Annotated in this window: 13 protein-coding genes and 1 pseudogene; 3 read left to right on the plus strand and 11 right to left on the minus strand. The window is 67.8% G+C overall.

From position 1 onward, the window contains the following. Nucleotides 1-300 precede the first annotated feature (300 nt). Both ACZ6D7_RS45425 and ACZ6D7_RS45430 read right to left on the minus strand, forming a co-directional pair. A complete protein-coding gene (locus ACZ6D7_RS45425) occupies nt 301-2478 on the minus strand; it encodes a tyrosine-type recombinase/integrase (RefSeq protein ID WP_469504345.1) in 2178 nt (725 codons plus the stop codon). Then, entirely contained in the window at nt 2475-3437 is a 963-nt protein-coding gene (locus tag ACZ6D7_RS45430) for a tyrosine-type recombinase/integrase (protein WP_469504348.1), read from the minus strand. Before ACZ6D7_RS45430 ends, ACZ6D7_RS45425 begins: the two co-directional genes overlap by 4 nt. Nucleotides 3438-3606: 169 nt before the next feature. Here ACZ6D7_RS45430 and ACZ6D7_RS45435 point away from each other — a divergent pair, with 169 nt between their 5' ends. Continuing rightward, the gene (locus ACZ6D7_RS45435; RefSeq protein ID WP_469504350.1) at nt 3607-4899 is read left to right on the plus strand and encodes a tyrosine-type recombinase/integrase; all 1293 of its coding nucleotides are present in this window, start codon (nt 3607-3609) and stop codon (nt 4897-4899) included. A 1937-nt stretch (nt 4900-6836) separates the two neighbouring features. On the opposite strand, the gene ACZ6D7_RS45440 is transcribed toward ACZ6D7_RS45435, so the two are convergent. Further along, nucleotides 6837-8498 carry an ISAzo13 family transposase gene (locus tag ACZ6D7_RS45440; RefSeq protein WP_469504378.1) on the minus strand — a complete coding sequence of 554 codons (1662 nt, stop codon included), beginning with the start codon at nt 8496-8498 and terminating at the stop codon, nt 6837-6839. Between the two features lie 162 nt (nt 8499-8660). Between ACZ6D7_RS45440 and ACZ6D7_RS45445 the strand changes: the two genes are divergently transcribed. After that, complete coding sequence (locus ACZ6D7_RS45445; RefSeq protein WP_469504353.1) at nt 8661-9047, plus strand: hypothetical protein; 387 nt, start codon at nt 8661-8663, stop codon at nt 9045-9047. Between the two features lie 219 nt (nt 9048-9266). On the opposite strand, the gene ACZ6D7_RS45450 is transcribed toward ACZ6D7_RS45445, so the two are convergent. The 6 genes from ACZ6D7_RS45450 to ACZ6D7_RS45475 form a co-directional block, all read right to left on the minus strand. Then, complete coding sequence (locus tag ACZ6D7_RS45450) at nt 9267-9713, minus strand: DUF6262 family protein (RefSeq protein ID WP_469504356.1); 447 nt, start codon at nt 9711-9713, stop codon at nt 9267-9269. Continuing rightward, nucleotides 9703-9906: a hypothetical protein gene (locus tag ACZ6D7_RS45455; protein WP_469504359.1), complete on the minus strand. Its 204-nt coding sequence runs from the start codon at nt 9904-9906 to the stop codon at nt 9703-9705. The genes ACZ6D7_RS45450 and ACZ6D7_RS45455 overlap by 11 nt, the downstream gene beginning before the upstream one ends. 243 nt (nt 9907-10149) lie before the next feature. Next, the gene (locus ACZ6D7_RS45460) at nt 10150-10977 is read right to left on the minus strand and encodes an SDR family oxidoreductase (RefSeq protein WP_469504361.1); all 828 of its coding nucleotides are present in this window, start codon (nt 10975-10977) and stop codon (nt 10150-10152) included. Then, nucleotides 10952-11845 carry an FkbM family methyltransferase gene (locus tag ACZ6D7_RS45465; RefSeq protein WP_469504364.1) on the minus strand — a complete coding sequence of 298 codons (894 nt, stop codon included), beginning with the start codon at nt 11843-11845 and terminating at the stop codon, nt 10952-10954. The genes ACZ6D7_RS45460 and ACZ6D7_RS45465 overlap by 26 nt, the downstream gene beginning before the upstream one ends. Nucleotides 11846-11910: 65 nt before the next feature. Beyond that, nucleotides 11911-12570, minus strand: coding sequence for a hypothetical protein (locus tag ACZ6D7_RS45470; protein ID WP_469504367.1), 660 nt, complete (start codon nt 12568-12570; stop codon nt 11911-11913). Further along, complete coding sequence (locus tag ACZ6D7_RS45475) at nt 12567-13385, minus strand: glycosyltransferase family 4 protein (protein WP_469504381.1); 819 nt, start codon at nt 13383-13385, stop codon at nt 12567-12569. Before ACZ6D7_RS45475 ends, ACZ6D7_RS45470 begins: the two co-directional genes overlap by 4 nt. On the opposite strand from ACZ6D7_RS45475, the gene ACZ6D7_RS45480 reads away from it, so the two are divergent. Next, a complete protein-coding gene (locus ACZ6D7_RS45480; protein ID WP_469504383.1) occupies nt 13368-13604 on the plus strand; it encodes a hypothetical protein in 237 nt (78 codons plus the stop codon). The two genes, ACZ6D7_RS45475 and ACZ6D7_RS45480, sit on opposite strands and share 18 nt — an antisense overlap. Here the strand turns inward: ACZ6D7_RS45480 and ACZ6D7_RS45485 are convergent. Then, nucleotides 13488-13841: pseudogene (locus ACZ6D7_RS45485) on the minus strand (glycosyltransferase); the annotation flags it as partial. The gene ACZ6D7_RS45480 and the pseudogene ACZ6D7_RS45485 sit on opposite strands and share 117 nt — an antisense overlap. A gap of 332 nt (nt 13842-14173) precedes the next feature. Further along, entirely contained in the window at nt 14174-14962 is a 789-nt protein-coding gene (locus ACZ6D7_RS45490) for a hypothetical protein (protein ID WP_469504370.1), read from the minus strand. Nucleotides 14963-15733 lie beyond the last annotated feature (771 nt).

Consider the following 15733-nt stretch of genomic DNA (forward strand, 5'->3'; position numbering starts at 1 on the left):
CCATCCGCGTACAGGCGTATTCGACAGCGCTCGATTGCGCGCCCCCGCGCCCGGGTGGCGCGCGAATCAGGCCAGACCGACCGTGTACTACGGGCCCGTTCCCAGCCTTGGGGACCAACGGCTCGCCGCGTGACCGAATAAGCCAGCAGGATCGGTGACACGGGTCTTACCGGCACCCCAACTGGCTTCGAGAACAGATCAGTTGCTCCATGGCTGAATCGAGACGTTCGTACGACACGTCCCTGCAACGACCCATCACGGCCCAGGTCACCGGCTACCTGGATACCTAGCTACCGAACATCACAGATCACCGGTTCTGACACAGCTTCTGACACAGGCGTTTTCATGCTGGCACGGGGTCGCGTAGTCGCGGCCGCAGGTCCCCAGGGCGACCTTGCGGAGTTCGAAGTGGGAGAGGAACTCGTCCCACTCGGTGGCGGTGAGCTCGCGGTACTCCTCGCTGGGCCGCTCGGTTCTGCGGCGGGCGATGAAGGCCCGGTGATGGGAGATCACGTCCTCCGGGTAGATCGCGGCATACCCCATGGTCGTGTCCAAAGCGGCATGACCGCAGATCTTCGCGGCGATGTGCGGCGGCAGCCCGGAACGGATGGCGTCGGTCACGAAGATCCTTCTGAAGTCGTGGGGGCGCCATTCAAGCGGGGCGCCGGCCACGGTGATCTGGGCGGACTGCGAGGTCGCGACCAGGCACTCGCGGATGTAGCTACGGTTCAGCGGCCGGTCCTCGGTGCCGTACCTGCGTTGGAACAGGAACGGCATGGGCGGGCTCCAGGTCTGCTCGAACACGTCGTAGGCCGGCACCAGCGGCAGGGCACCGTTCCCGGCCCGTACCCGGTAAATCACCGCGGTCAGCACCTCCGCCAGCTCCGGGGAGACCAGCAGCAGTCGCTCGGCATCGGTCTTGGACGGGGCGACCTGCAGCATCGGTACCACCTCGCCAGTGGTGGGCAGGGTGTAGGCGATGAAGCTGTGGTGGGTGAGCTCCAGCATCTCCTCGATCCGGATGCCGGTGTGCCGCAGCACCTCCACCGTCGCCCAGGACCAGAACGCCGCCTCCTCCTCGTGGGTCAGGTTCCGCCGCCTGCCAGCGGCCACCTCTGTGACGTAGACGCGGCGGGCCTGTCCGGATCCGCAGCGCTCGAACTCCTCCCCGGCAACGAGGAACCGTCCACCGGCCGGCGTCGCACGAGCTGCGGTGATACGGGCCAGGGTGTCCTTGCGCTGCAGGTCGACGGCGCGAAGCAGGGCGGGCAGCAGCGGCAGCTGGGTCCTGGTCCGCTGGTCCATCCGGGACTTCACCCCGGACCTGGATTTCTTCGTCGCGCACTCGTTCGCCTTGACCGGACACGGCGCCGCCCAAGGCGCCCACCGCGCCGGATCGTCGGCTGCCCAGCGGGCGATGTCCTGGTAGAACGCCCGGACGAACACCAGCTCGCCGCGGAAGTTCACCCGCGGCCGCATCGGGTGGCCCTGAGCGTCACGAATGTAGGCCAGGCGTTCCTTCCACGCCTGCGCGACCTCGGGCGCCAGCCGCAGCGAGTCGATGCCCGGATGGTGGATCTCCAGGTCGCGCCAGAACAAACGGCACAGTTTGCGGGCGATAGAACGCAGCGAGACGTGGTCAAGCTCGGGAGCCCGCTCGGTGAGGTACTCGACCAGCAGGTCACGGACGGCCCGGCACTCGATGCCGTACGCGTCGACGATCTGCTCGATGCTGCGGCGGCCCTCGATGCGAAGCGCCCGCAGCCGCAGCGGTGCGCTGGGCGGGAGCACGCCGGTCTCCTTGAGCAGGGCATAGAACAGTGGCCGGCCCGCGCTGCCCCGGAAGTGGTGTTCCTCCAGTGCGGCGGTCAGCTCGATGCAGTCACCGACGGTGATGTCGCTGACCAGGCCGCCCTTGCGGATCACGATCCAGGTGAGCTTGTTCAGGGCGTCGGACCTCGCTGTGGCTGTTGCGTGCTGAGCCAGCTGTTCGAGCCGCTGGAAGGCATCGGGGTCGCTGGCTGCCCGGGACTCAGTGAGCAACACTGTCACGCGCTGCCGCAGCAGCCACGGGTAGCTGGGGCGGATCGCCTGCCCGGCGACCAGGAGTACAAGCCCCGTGGACAGTTCATCGCGCCAGTGGCTCTTGGGGGTGCCGCGTCCCTGCAGGGGCAGATCGGTCCACTCGAAGCCGGCGTCGTCCGCCCCGCTGGCCATCCAGCGATCCTGCCAAGTCTCTCCGGGCTGGCCGTCGAGCCAGTCCAGCAGCTTGCCCAGGCCCCACCGCCGGGTCTTGTCGCGGGTCAGGCCCGCACCGGGGTCGGTGAACAATCCCAGCAGCCGCTCGACAAGGCTCTCCCGGCTCTGACGGGTCTGCCACCAGCTCGCTTTGCCGACTCGCGGTTCCCACTCCAGCGCGTTCCCCACCTCATGTGGTTCGACGGGCCTGGCGACATCGACGTTCACGGTCGGGTTCACCGGCTCTCCCTGTTGGCCGTTGATGTGCCGAACAGCGCTGCCAGCACCTCGGGGCGGTATCCCGGTGCCGGCGGGGCCGGCGGTTTGGTCTGCTCGGTGCGCTGCCGCTCGTGGTGCGCCAGGACGTGGGCGACGACCTCGTCGGGAGTGGGAGCGATATAAATTTCCGTGGTGGTGATGTGAGCATGCCCCATGACCCACTGCACGTCGGCGAGGGTCAGGTTGGGATCGCGGACCATCCTCTTGGCCGCGCTGTGCCGCAGGTCGTGCAGGGTCCAGTTCGCGCCGAGCAGCTTGTTGGCTCGGGTGAAGACCATCCGGGCCGCGTCGTACTCCAGTGGGCGAAAGGGCCGTCGCAGCGTCCACCACAGCGGCTCCGACGGGTGCTTGGAGACCATGCCGCGCAGTTCCTGCTGATTGAGCCGCAGCCATACGAACGCGTCGGCGGAGGCGGGAAGGTGCTGTAGGACCTGGCTGCCCTTGCGGACCACGCCGATCGTCTGGTCCCCGGGCGCGACCAGGCCCTGCGGGACACCCAGCAGCTCGGAGGCGCGGGCGCCGGTGGAGATGTAGAACGCGATCAGAGCTCTGTCCCGGTTGTACTTCAACCCGGCGAACAGGTCGCTGAACGCCTGGTCAGGAATGATCCTCGGGGTCGGCTTGGGCTCCTTGGGCTGATAGGTGCCCCGGCACGAGGGCCGCAGGAACGGCTGCATCGGGTTGTGATGCGCATTCGGACTCCCCTCGTCGGTAGCCCCGCCCTGGGGGAACGGGTTGATCAGCGGTCGGCCGTGGGTCTCGCGGTGGTACTCGTAGAACGAGCGGACCACCGCGCGAGCGTGCCGCCTGGTCCGAGCGGCATAGTTCTCGCCGGGCGCGGCCTTCCCCGTGACCGGGTTCACCGATCCCGGGGCGGGCGCGTCGGGACGGCGCTGCCGCGCGGCTTCTTCGTGGGGCACCCCGCGCGACTCCCTGCACATCCTGGACGCCCTGCTGAACCTTGACGGCGGGGTGAAGCCGGAGATGGTGGCGACCGTTATCTTGGGGCCGATCTTGGTTCCAGGCGTGTTGACCGAACCAACTCACAAGTGTTTGCAGGTCAGTTGGGGTTTCAGCTAGCTTCCCGGCATGCCCGGTGAACAGCGTCCCGACAGGGATCTGAAGAACTTCGTGTTGCCTGAGTTGGGCAGGTTGCTGGAGACGGGAGACCCCTGGGAGCCGTATCAGGTGCTGGACCCGTTCGGACGGCCGATCGAACCTGTCGCGGCGTACCTCAAAGACCTGATGGCAGCGGACAGCTCTCCGTTGACGCCTCGTTCGTACGGGATGGATTTGCTGCGCTGGTGGCGCTACCTGTGGGCATGCGGAATCGAGTGGGACCGCGCGGTTCGTGAGGATGCCCGAGACTTCATGCTGTGGATGAAGCTGGCGGACAAGCCGGTACGAGTTCACTGGCGCCACCGCGGCAAGAACCCCGCCGAGACACCCCAACCTGCCCGGACCGGCAGTCCAGCGCCGGGATCCCCGAACCCGGTGACGGGCAAGCCCACTGTCGGGAAGAAGTACGCGCCCAATACTCGGGCGCACTGCGAGACGGTGCTGCGGACCTTCTACGACTTCCATCTGGAGCGCAATACCAGCTCGCTGCTGGTCAATCCCTTCCCTCTGGTCCGCAATCGGCGCTCGGCACGAGCCAACGCCCACCACAACCCCGAGAAGGAACACAAGCAGCAGCGCACCGGCCTCTACCGACCTAAGATCCCCAAGCGGATCCCGCGCCGCATCCCCGACGAGAAGTACACCGAGGTCTTCGCAGGTCTCCGCTCACATCGCGACCGAGCCCTACTGGCCTTCTGGGTCGCCACCGGCGCTCGCGCCGAGGAACTGCTCACGGCCAAGCAGCGCGATGCGGTCGTCGGCCAGCAGACCATCGGCGTGATCCGAAAGGGCACGCGCGATTACCAGGAGCTGCCCGCCACCCCCGATGCGTTCGTCTGGCTGCGGCTCTACCAGGAAGACGCCTGGGGAAAGGGCGTTCCCCGCGGCCGTTCGCAGCCGCTGTGGTGGACTCTGCGCCGTCCCTGGCGACCGTTGGAGTACGACGCGGCCCGCATGATGTTCAACCGCGCCAACGAGCTCCTGGGCGCCAACTGGACGCTTCACGACCTGCGGCACACGGCGACATTCTTGATGCTCGACGACCCGAGCATGCCACCGGTCTACGTCCAGCACATCCTCGGCCATAAGCACCTGTCCACCTTGGACATCTACAACCGACCCACCAGGGACGACGTGATCTCGGCAGGTCTTGCGCACCATGCCCGCCAGGAGCGCAAGCGCAACGACCCGCCTCCGGCCCCGCCCGCGCCGGCCTATAACCGCGACTCCCTCGACGTTCTCTTCGGTGGGAGGCCCAGGTGACGACTACCACCGTCCCCGTCGTCTCCCCGCCGGCCCGGGCTGCGAGGAGCCTGGCTGGCGGAGAGATCGATGCCTATCTGCAGACGTTCCCACCACGTAGCCCGGGAACAGACTGGGGCACTACCAGATCTTCCCGCGACGAGGTTCTCCGCAGGCTGGGGCAGCCGCCGTTCAAGAACGGCAAGGAGTCCACCCACTCGATGCGGATGGTCGGTGCGCGTCTGCTGCTGCGATGGCTGGAGACCTTCGAGGGCGAGACCTGGCAGCAACGCTGGAACGCCAGCCCGGGTGCCGCCACCTCGGTCGGTTGGACCGAGGCACCCCTTGCCTGGGGGATCGCCCACGGCAGAAAGCCGCAGAAGGCAGGGCTCGGGTCCGGACTACTGGCGCTGATCTGCGCTGATGTCATCCGCCCGAGCATGGCGTGGCTCGCCAGCAGCCTGTCGCCCCACCTGCGCGAAGCCATCGAAGCCGCCCGCGATCCCAGGGGGTTTGCCGCACTGCGTAACGTCCGCATGCCCGGACAGCCGGACCAGCGGCGCACCTCGAAGGCGCTCAAGGCTCTGGCCCGCATCCTGGCGGCAAAGGGGGGCGGCATCGACGACATCGTGGTCGGCGATGTCCTCGAACTGCTGTTGGTGACCACGCCGAACTCCACGAGCCACACTCGGCTCGCCTACGCCCTGCTTCAGAGCCGCGGCCAGTTTCCCCCTGACGCACCCAAGACCCTGCGGAGCATCGAGAAGCGTGCCGGACAGGTGAGCCCGGCCCAGCTCGTCGACCGATTCGACGTGAAGTGCAAGCCGATCCGTGACTTGCTCGTCAGCTACCTGACTGAACGGCAGCCCTCAATCGACTACGTCACGTTGGTGCATCTGTCCAGGAATCTGGTCGGCTACTTCTGGGCCGACCTAGAGCGGCACCACCCAGGGATCGACAGCCTTCACCTGGTCCCGGAGGTGCGCGACGCCTGGAAGGCCCGGATCGCGGTCAAGACCGCCAGGCACCGCATGCCGGACGGCACGGTCGCCACGACAACGGAGCCGCGCATCGGAGCCTTGATGATCAGGATGGCGGTGCGGGGCTTCTACCTGGACATCGCCGAATGGGCTCTGGACGAGCCCGAACGCTGGGGACCGTGGGCCGCTCCGACCCCAGTGACCGAAGCCGACTGCTCCGCCAAGAAGGCCGCGCAGGAGGTGCGCGCCAGATCTGACGCCCGGACCCGAGAGAGGCTGCCAGTCCTGCCGGCACTGGTACAGGCAGCTGCCCGCCGGCTGAAAGAAGCCCAGGAGCGCCTGGAGGCACTGGAAGCGGCTGACCTGGGAGCCACCATCACGGTGCTCGGCGAGAGCTTCACCCTGCCCCGATCCACCGAGCGGGCCGGCGGCAAACCTTCGAAGGCCATTGACGCCACAGGAACGCAGCGCGACTTCCGGACGGAGGAGAAACTGGCCTTCTACGGCTGGGCGACCGTGGAGATCCTCCGGCATACCGGGATGCGCGTCGAAGAGCTCAAGGAACTCGGCCACCACAGCATCATCAGCTACAAGCTGCCGACCACCGGAGAAGTGATCCCGCTCCTGCAGATCGCGCCGTCCAAGACGGATCAAGAACGCCTCCTGCTGGTCAGCCCGGAGCTCGCCGACGTTCTCAGCGCCGTGATCAGCCGAGTTCGCGGCCGGGACGGCAGGGTGCCGAGCATCCCGTCCTACGACCTGCACGAGAAGGTCTGGAACCCTCCCATGCCGCTGCTCTACCAGTGGCCCGTGGGCGGTGAGAACAGGGCGATCTCCATTGCCACGATCCGCCAGTCGCTCAACACACTGCTGGCGGACACCGGCATCACCGACGCCAGCGGACAGCCGCTGACCTTCCAGCCGCACGACTTCCGCAGGATCTTCATCACCGACGCCATCCTTAGGGCGTGCAGATCTTTAACTCGACTTTTTGACCTTGGTCTGGGTGGAGTCGGGAGCCAGGAACGTCGCGACGTCGGCTGGTGTGCGAAGGCGGGCGGTAGAGGTGTTGATGTGGTGGCCGTGTGCTTCCAGGAGTGGGCGGACCTCCTGTTTCGCGCGGCTGATGGTCATGGCGGTGACGCCGAAGAGCTGGCCGAGGAGGTCCATGGTCGCGAGTTTGCGCTGGTGGAGCACAGTGACCAGAATCTTGTCGGCTGGGGTGAGCTTGGCTTTGGCACCTGTGCCAGGGGCCACCAGGCGCTCGTGACCGCGACGTGTGCGGAGCACTTGCTCGCGTTGAACCTCCAGCGCTGGAGTCAGCGCGTCGATGAGCTCGCTGAGCTGTTGGCGGGTCATCCCGGTCAGTTCTGGGTCCTGCAGCGAACGCCGCGTGAGGCGAGGCGGTCTGCTCGCCGGGGCCGGGTCTGACGTGCTGTCGGTTGTCTCCGCGTCCAGCGGGTGCTGGGGTTGGAGGGTGTAGTTCCAGTCGCCGTGGAAGCGGTGCCGGGTGATCGGCAGGGCGGCGATCTCGTCGTCGCTGACCTGGATGCCGGTGGGGTACGTGCTGGTGTCGAGTTCGGCGTGCACGGTCAGGCCGGTTTTGGTGGTGGTCGCCGCGATGCTCTCGACGATGACTTCGTGGCTGGTCAGGGGCCTTCCGCGCCAGTTCATGGTGATGTGGGAGAACAGCCGGTGCTCGATCCGGTTCCACTTCGAAGTGCCGGGAGGCAGGTGGCAGACGGTGACCGCCAGGCCGGCCTCGGCGGCGAACCGGGCGAGTTCGGTCTTCCAGGTGCGGGTGCGATACCCGTTGGAGCCGCCCGCATCGGCGGTGATCAGCAGTCGGGCGGCCGTCGGGTAGGCGGCCCGCCCGGCTCCGTTCCACCAGCGGCGGATCGACTCGACGGCGAACGCGGCGGTGTCGTGGTCGGTGCCCACGTTGACCCAGCCGGTGTTCGCGACGACGTCGTAGATGCCGTAGGGCACCGCTCTGCCCAGCTCGCGGTCGGGGAAGTCGTGGGTGTCGACTCGCACCGGCTCGCCTCTCGGCGCCCATTCACGGCCGTTGTTCTTGAACGGGCCGACCAGTTCCTTCTTCTTCGTGTCCACGCTGATCACCGGAGCCCCGTCATCCTGGTGGTCGCGGGCCTGTTCGTTGAGGTATTGGAACTGTGCGTCCCGGTCGGGGTGCTGCTTGCCTTCCAGGGTCTTGGCGTTGCTCTGCAGGCTGAAGCCCTCCTCCCGCAGGAGGTCGCCCACCGTGTCCGCGCAGATCGTGTGGCCCTGCCGGGTCAGCTGCTCGGCGAGCTTGCGGGTGGATTTGGTGGTCCAGCGCAGCGGCGACATCGGGTCCCCGCGGACGTCGGGCTCGACCAGCATGAGGAGTGCCTTTCGAACGGCTGGGTTCCGGTCGACGACGCGTTTGCGGCCAGCACCGGGCCGTCGAATAGGAAAGAAGACGGCCGGTGGCAGAAGTGGTGCGCCAACTTCGACGCCGCGGAACGAGACATCAAGACGCTCTTTCACAATCGCCATGTCTGGAACTCGATCCAGGACATGTGGGTGGCAGGTGGCCCGAGCCTGCAGCTCAACACCGTCGTCACGAACTGGTTCATCAGGAACTACGTGACCACCCAGTGCACAGGGATCCGCCGCGAGTGTGACACCGACAGCAGGACGTCGAGCCTCGCCCGATGCCTCCGTCGGCTCACGGAGGTTCCGCAGATGGCCAACCGGGCCCGCTACGAGGCAAGCATCCTCGCGGACCCAGAGATCGCAGCCGAATACAAAACGATCCAGATGCACGGCTTCGACATGTTCGCCCTCACCCCTGACACGGGCTGCCTGGACCAAGATCTGATCGAGATCCACATTGCGGCTCTCCATGCAGCAGCACGGGACACCCGCTACTACACCAACAAGATCGTCGCCCACCGGGAGATCACCGACGAGAAGATCACCCTGGCCTGGAAGGACCTGGACCAAGCACTCAACACAGTCGGAAGGGTCTTCAAGCACTACTACCGACTCCGGCACCCGGGCAAGATCCTCGGCCTGGTCACCCCCGACATGGCGACTGGATGGGAGCAGCCGTTCCGGTCGGCCTGGTGCCCCGCCGACTTTTGGCCCGCGCCCGCTTCTCCCGCGCTGGACTTCGTGCTGCCCGAAGGAGGCCGTCCCGCTTAGTTCAGAGAAGATGGTGTCCGCCCGCAGGTAGTACTGGTCGACGTGCACGAGCCGGGCGGCCCGGGTGAGGGCCTCGTCGTTCGGGTCGATGACGGGGGTGTAGCCGATGTTGCACGCGCAGATTATCTTGAGCTCCAAGACGCCGCATCTCGTTGACCTGAAACGATGCGGTGAGGACATCGTCCGAGAGGCATCCAGCGAAGCTGCTCTGAGGCCGCCTCAGCATGGGCCGATCGTTGTCGAACCGCGACCCTGGCGGCGGGCCGCCGGAACGGGTGGGTTCTGCAGCCGGGCGGCGCGAAGGTCACCGAGCGTGCGGGCGAGCTGGTCCCGGAGCTGGCGGTTCTCCTCGGCGAGTCGGCGGTTGCGTTCGTTGGCGGCTTCCAGCCGCCGCAGGAGCGAAGCGTCGGAGGCCCGCTGTCGGGCAGGCACCGGGTCGGCGGAGGCTCGTTGCCGTTCGGCCCGCAGCCGTTCGATCTCGGCTCGTAGGTCGGACTGGGTGTAGAGCCAGGACCGCGAGACGCCGGCCGCGCGGGCCACGGTGTCGAAGGTGACGGCCGTGCCCGCGGCGTCGATCTCGCGCAGGGCCTGGATCGCCTTGGCCCGGGTGTACTCGTGCCGGTTGTGGGCCGCGGCAACGATGTGGCGGGAGTTGTCAGCCCGCATCAGCCACCTCCGTGTCGCCGGGGGGCTCGTCGGCCTCCAGAGCCGTGATGATCTGGTCGAGGTTGCCGAGGACCTGCTGGTTCATCTCGACGACGCGGAGCTGACCGCGGGCCTCGGCCGCCGCGACGATCTGCAGGAGCTGTTGGCGCTGCTGCCGGTGCTGGGGCAGGAACTCCGGGGTGGTCACGAACATCGGGCAGGTCAGACAGGCTTCTCTGAACTACGGTCTGGGTGACGAACTTCCGCCTCGGATGACAGGAGACTGCACAGCCGAGTCGAACAGCTCGTCACGATCCATAGCCTTGGCCTCACCGTCCGCGTGAGCGAGAAGAGGGATATACCGGCCCGCCTCGAGGAGGCCCCGGCGGGCTGACCACGAGGATCCCTCTGGCCTGTGACGGGCAGGGTGTACGGGCTGGGCGCCGTTGCGGGGGCTTCACGCATCCTCGTGACCCGGGATGTGCTGTAGACCGCCGTTGCTGCACAGGAGCTGACCGTTGATCCAGCCGCCCTCGGGAGAACAAAGAAAGCCAACGAGACGGGCACACTCGCCTGGCGTGCCCAGCCTGCCCAGCGGGGTGGCCTTGACGAGAGTCTCCCGCACCCGGTCGGTCATCCAGCCCGTGTCGACCGGGCCCGGATTGACGACATTGGCGGTGACGCCGAGTGCGGCCAGTTCCTGGGCGGCTGCCAGGGTGATCCGATCGAGGGCGCCCTTGCTCGCCCCGTAGGGCAGGTTCCCGACCGTGTGGTCGCTTGTCAGGGCGATGATGCGGCCGCTGCCGTACGGTCCGGTGAAGCGCTCAGCGTAGGCCTGGATGAGGAGCCAGCCGGCCCGGGCGTTGACGGCGAAGTGCCGGTCGAAGCTCTCGACGCTGGTTTCCAGCAGGCCGGAGGCGACCGACTCGGCGTGGGCCAGGACCAGAGCGGTCACGTGCCGGCCGAAGGCTGCCTCGACACTGTCGACCACTGTGGCAGCGGCGGCCGGCTCGGAGAGATCGGCCTCCAGGAAGACGGCTCGGGCACCGGTCTCGGCGACCCGTGCGGACAGCCACTCCGGGGCGCCCGCGTCCCTTCCCCAGGGCATCCTCGAGTCGTACGGCGTCCAGTAGGTGAACGCCACGTCCCATCCCGTTTCCGCCAGGCGCGTGACGATGGCGGCGCCAAGTCCACGTCGCCTGCTGGCCCCCGTCACCAGCGCCACAGGCCGCGGTCCTTGTTCTGGCGAGGAGAGACGTTCATTGATCGACGTCGGGGGCGACATGAGGCGTCCTCGCGGACTGGGAGGGCTTCGGCTGGCGGGCGGGTACGGCGACGGGGGGCTTCCCTCCGCTGAGCAGCGTCGTCAGGTCCCGTCTCGCGTGGTGCACCGCGAGGAGATTCGGACCGAAGAACCTCTCGTCGAACAGCGTGTAGGGCCGGAAGTCGACGCGCCGCGGCATGATCTTCCCCACGTGGTAGCCCAGAGGGCTGAGCAGATCGTACAGGCGATACAGGAGTGAGCCCGAAAGGATCGCGGCGTAGCCGTACTCGAACTGGACGGCCGCCACCCTGCCGTCGCGCAGGGCTTGTTGGAATCCCTTAAGGACTTCCAGTTCGGCGCCCTCCGTGTCGATCTTGAGGAGATCCACGGTCTCGATGCCGTGCGCGGTCAGGTAGTCGTCTCCCCGGAGCACAGGCTCCAGTCGCCACTCGAAGCACGCGTCGTGTGGGTAGTCGTACAACGAACTCAGTTCGTCACGTCCCGGGTAGTACTTGACCCGTCGGGTGCCGGACCGGTCTGCCAGCCCTGCTTCGGCCACCACGATGCCCGTCCGTTCAGCCGCGAGGCCATGAAGTCGGCGTCGTACAGGCAGTACGAGTTCGAAGCAGTGCACCGTGGCCCCGGGGCACGCGTCGAGGGCGGTCAGGGCCCAGGCTCCACGGTTGGCACCCACATCGAACAGGACGGGGCCGCCGGAGCGCTGGTGTACCAGGCCGCCGGCCCGGCTCAAGCACCGCAGGACGCGCTCCTCGCCGTTCGTCGCCAGGCAGTGGTCCTCGGTGTGGAGCACGGAGAGGGCGCCGTACACCGCGTTGCGGGCCGCGCGCACGATGCGGGCGTCGGGATGCGTGCGGACCCACTCACGCAACGCCCGGTCCGCACGTGGCGGCAAGCCGCTGGGCCGGACAGCCGGGAACTGCTGTGCCTGCGGACTCACGGCGTACCCCCGGTGCCGGTGCCGGAGTCCGGGTCGGATGCCCGGATCGCCGTCCTGATGGTGCTGACCGTCTTCCGGAAGCCACGGAAGCGCGTGACGGTGTAGATCCACAGCCCCGTCGCGGCGGCGGCCGGTACGGCGACGAGGACGACCGAGCGCTCGCCGCCGACCAGCATGACCACCACGTACCCGCAGATCATGAGCGGCGGCGTGCAGCCGAACAGCAACATGGCGTACACATCGGCTGCCGCGCTGCTCTGCACGTACACCCTGCTCTGCGGGGCGGCCGTGCCGTACAGCACCCGCTGCGTCGTCCCACCGCCAGCGTCGATCCTCCGCAGGAAGTGTTCCCATCGCAGGACGGGGCGGTGGACATCCGTGCTGAGCTGCGGGCTGAGTTCGAGGGCGATGTAGCCGGCGATCTTGTGCACCTGGCCAGCGTGGTCGACCCAGAACAGCCACAGGAAACTGGAGGCAGCCGCGAGGCCCAGCAGGACGTCGGGGAGCCTGGTCATCACGGACAGACCGGCGCCGAGCGCCGCGAGCTGGAGCGTGATGAGGGCGTAGGCCAGATTCGTACGGTTGTTGATCTCCTGACGAAGGTTCTGAAATTCGGTGACGTCGATCTCTTCGGGCGTGGGCGGAGCACCGCTCATCCCAAGTCTCCCCGGTGTCCCGAGTCGCCCGTGAAACCGCCCGAACGGACCGCCGTGTACATGTTCTCAAGCCGGCCCGCGTACGCGTCGATCCCGCAGCGCCGCGCCGTCTCCAGTCCGCCGGCGACGACCCGACGGCGCAGCCCCGCGTCGTCGTCCAGCAATCGCAGTGCGGCATGCGCCAGGGCGCCGCCGTCGCCGCGCGGCACGACCAGTCCGTTGACCCCGTCGACGACGGTTTCGACCAGGCCTCCCGAGTCGGCGACGACCACCGGCCGCTCGGACGCCATGGCCTCCAACGGGACGAGCCCGTAGGGCTCCTCCCCCGTCGTCGGGTACCAGACCAGATCACAACCCCGGTACGCGTCACCCATCGCCAGCGGCGGGAAATCCTGGAACACGACGTGCTCGGCCACTCCGGCGTCGGCCGCGTACCGTGTCAGACGCCGCCTGAGGCCGGAGACGACCGCCGACTCGCCGATGATGTCGTCGCCCGAACACAGGACAAGACTGCCGCGGCCCAACCGGCTGCGTACGTCGACGAAGGCCTCGAGTCCGATGTCCACTCCCTTCCACGGTAGCGGCCGTGCGGGATGGAAGATAACGGGGCGTTCGAGTCGGTCGAACGCCTCGTGCCGGGTCCCCTCCGAGGCGAACCTTGACACGTCGATGCCCAGCGGCAACGTCACGGACTGGGCCCGGCTCGGGAGGGAGGCGCGCAGGAAGTCGCTGACGTACAGCAGCAGGTTCCAGGGCAGGTCCATCACATCGCGGAGCACGTGCTCTCCGGTGTGGTCGTGGACGCTGTTGAGCACGACCGGTTCCGTACGCCCCGCCTGTCCGCGCGCGGCATCCACGGCAGCCAGGACGCCGTGCGCGAGCTGTGGCCCGTAGTGATGCGCGTTGTGCAGGTGGACGACATGGGGCCGAATCGAGTCGAGGAGTTTGCGTACGACGGCTTCGATCGACCGGAGATGGACGGCTCGGCCTTGGGTACCGGCACGATGAACCCTGAGGAGTTCCTCCGGCCGTAGCAGGGGGCGCCGGTGCACGGGCACGCCCTCCCACGTCTCGTCTGACTCCTCTCCCCCGACCAGACACAGGATCTCGTGGCCTCGCCTGCGCAGTTCCCTCACCAGGTCGGCCAGGTGTGTCTCCACCCCTCCCCATGTGGGAGGGAAGGCATGAGCCACCATCATGATGCGCACGCGACGGCCTCTCGATTTCGAATGACGTCCGTTGCTTGGACAAGTCGCATGCCCGACCGGCATGGGTCTGGCGCAGCGACTCTGCGACGGTCGGGTCCACACGGCGCCGGCCTCCGGCGACCGGATCCCGGCCTCGACCGTGGATCAGCGTGTCAAACAACCAGGACGGACGCCAGGAAGACGATCGCCGACGCGCCGACGAGGTCGAACCAGGTACGACCGGCGGGGGCGCCTCCCAGCAGATCATCCTCCGTACGTCTGCCCACGGAAGCGCCCCTCGCAGCGCCGTCAGCACCTGCCCGAGGCCCCGGGGCTGCGCGGGCACGGACGAGGATCCGGCGATCCGGCGGTTCGTGGGCGGGCCCGTTCGACGGCTTCACGACCAATAGCGGGGATCACGCTCGCCCCTCTGGCCGGTGCTGGTGTGGAATGGCGGGGGCGGTGATCGCGGGAATGCCGAGGTCGACGACGCTGCGGCCAGCGGGGCGCCGGTCGAGTTGGGCGAGTTTCTCCTCGGCGTCGGCGAGGCTGACCTGGAGTCCTTCGACCTCGCCGAGCCATCTTTCGCGCTTGGCCTCGGCGATGCGGACGAGGAGGTTGTCGCGGATCTCCTCCAACCTGCCGCGCTGGGCCGGGTCGGGCCGGAGGAGCAACGGACGCCGCAACGTCCACCACACTGGCTGGGTCCGGCCCCGCGGCACCAGTCCGTGCAACTCCTGCTGGTAGAGCCGCAGCCACACGAACGCATCCGCCGAGGCCGGCACCTGCTGCCGTACTCGGGAGCCTTTCCGCACAACGCTGATCAGCTGCTGTCCCGGGTCGACGTCGCACTGCCGGACCCCGATCAACTCCGAGGCCCGGACTCCGCTGGAGATCCAAAACGCGATCATGGCCCGGTCCCGGTTCGACGGCAGCGCCGCTAACAGCGTGTTGAACCACTCGTCCGGGATGGAGCGCGGAATCCGGCGCGGAACCGTGGGCCGATAGCGACCTGTCCGCTCTGGCGCCCAGGCGTCCATCGGGTTGTGGTGTGCGTGCGCGCGGCCGGAACGACGCGCCAGGTCCAGCGGGAACGGGTTGAGCACCGGCCCGGATCCGGCATCACGGTGCAGGTCGTAGAACCTGCGCAGCACCGTCTCGCTGTGGGCGACGGTCGACGGGGCATAGCCAGGCCCCGGGGTCATCTTCCCAGTCACCGGGTTCGGGGCGCCGACGGTACGGGCCGACCGCCGCCTGGCCGCGGTCGCTCGCGGCTTGACCGTCAGCTGGATCCAGCAGCTGAAATCCCGAGCGTCCACGCGCGTCGCTCGATCCCACGGCACCTCGACCGCGTGCAGGAACCTTCTCTGCACCAGTCAAGTCAGCGCCTCGACGAGCACTGCGGCGAGGGCGGCCGCCGCGCGCGCCGATTTCCGGCGTTGCCGAGGGCGACGCTGGCAGAACGGCAGCCTCCAGCTGAGATCTGCGGGGAAGCTCCTCAGGGCTCCGTCGTTCTCGTGGAGTGTCCGGGTTGATGGGGATCAAGGCAGGCGCGGTAGTTCGCGGATAACTGCCCGGGAGCGCGATGAGAGCAGGCACGGCTTCCGGTGATCATGGGGTGTCGCGGGGCGGCAACCACAGGCTCTGCCCCACTGCCCGGCTCCCACCCACACGACTGCGCCGCACTCGGTGGTGGCAATCTTCGTACCGAGCGGCATTACTGATCGGCAGGTCCTTCGCCGTATGAGGATGGCAGTATCAACCCCGACGGTGGGTCGAACAGCACCCCATCATCGAAGGTCGGAGGTCTCACCCACGCTCCCGGCTGGCCGAGGTCCACCTGCCCCCCGGCGAAGATGGCGCCGCTGAAGGACACCTCACTGAACCTCTTTCATCCTGTGCTGGCGGGTGAAATGGGCTGGTCAGTGGGTGTGGTGACGAGGCAGGGCCCCTCGTCGTTGGCGTGGTGATTCCAC

This window comes from Streptomyces sp. NPDC041784 (genome assembly GCF_055591025.1).

Bases quoted from the DNA above. Each gene is read 5' to 3' on its own strand.
- ACZ6D7_RS45435 (WP_469504350.1), top strand. From the start codon at position 3,607: ATGCCCGGTGAACAGCGTCCCGACAGGGATCTGAAGAACTTCGTGTTG.
- ACZ6D7_RS45445 (WP_469504353.1), top strand. From the start codon at position 8,661: ATGCACGGCTTCGACATGTTCGCCCTCACCCCTGACACGGGCTGCCTG.
- ACZ6D7_RS45450 (WP_469504356.1), bottom strand. From the start codon at position 9,713: ATGCGGGCTGACAACTCCCGCCACATCGTTGCCGCGGCCCACAACCGG.
- ACZ6D7_RS45455 (WP_469504359.1), bottom strand. From the start codon at position 9,906: ATGTTCGTGACCACCCCGGAGTTCCTGCCCCAGCACCGGCAGCAGCGC.
- ACZ6D7_RS45460 (WP_469504361.1), bottom strand. From the start codon at position 10,977: ATGTCGCCCCCGACGTCGATCAATGAACGTCTCTCCTCGCCAGAACAA.
- ACZ6D7_RS45470 (WP_469504367.1), bottom strand. From the start codon at position 12,570: ATGAGCGGTGCTCCGCCCACGCCCGAAGAGATCGACGTCACCGAATTT.
- ACZ6D7_RS45490 (WP_469504370.1), bottom strand. From the start codon at position 14,962: ATGACCCCGGGGCCTGGCTATGCCCCGTCGACCGTCGCCCACAGCGAG.